The sequence below is a fragment of the Priestia sp. SIMBA_032 genome (genome assembly GCF_046535215.1).
GTDB lineage: Bacteria > Bacillota > Bacilli > Bacillales > Bacillaceae_H > Priestia > Priestia aryabhattai.
In genome coordinates this window covers 1-368 of the sequence record NZ_JAWRXD010000227.1, presented here as the reverse complement: position 1 = coordinate 368, position 368 = coordinate 1, and the positions used below count along the sequence as shown (strand labels likewise).

The 368-nt window shown below is 36.4% G+C and carries 1 protein-coding gene; it reads right to left on the bottom strand.

Features of this window, described 5'->3' with window-relative positions; all coding sequences use genetic code 11:
* The coding region (ispE, locus tag SB717_RS34115; protein ID WP_410907254.1) for a 4-(cytidine 5'-diphospho)-2-C-methyl-D-erythritol kinase at positions 1 to 368 on the bottom strand (368 nt) is incomplete at both ends.

Here is a 368-nt window from a genome sequence, read left to right as displayed (position 1 = left end):
ATTGTAAGCCCTAAATTCCATAATTTATTAAGACCACGTAATGTCGCTGCTGCATCACTACTTCCACCTGCTAATCCAGCTGCTACTGGAATCGTTTTTTCAATAGTAATAGATACACCTTTTTTTACATTAAACTTCTCTTTTAATAATTTCGCTGCCTGATAAGCTAAATTTCGTTGGTCGTCTGGGACATACCGATTATGGGATAAAATTTCAATACGGTCTTCTGCTAATTCCGTTAGTTCTAGACGATCTGCTAAATCAATGGTTGTCATAATCATTTTCACTTCATGATATCCGTCTTGTCTTTTTCCCAGTACATCTAACGACAGATTAATCTTTGCTGGTGCTTTCACTAGTAGCTTCAA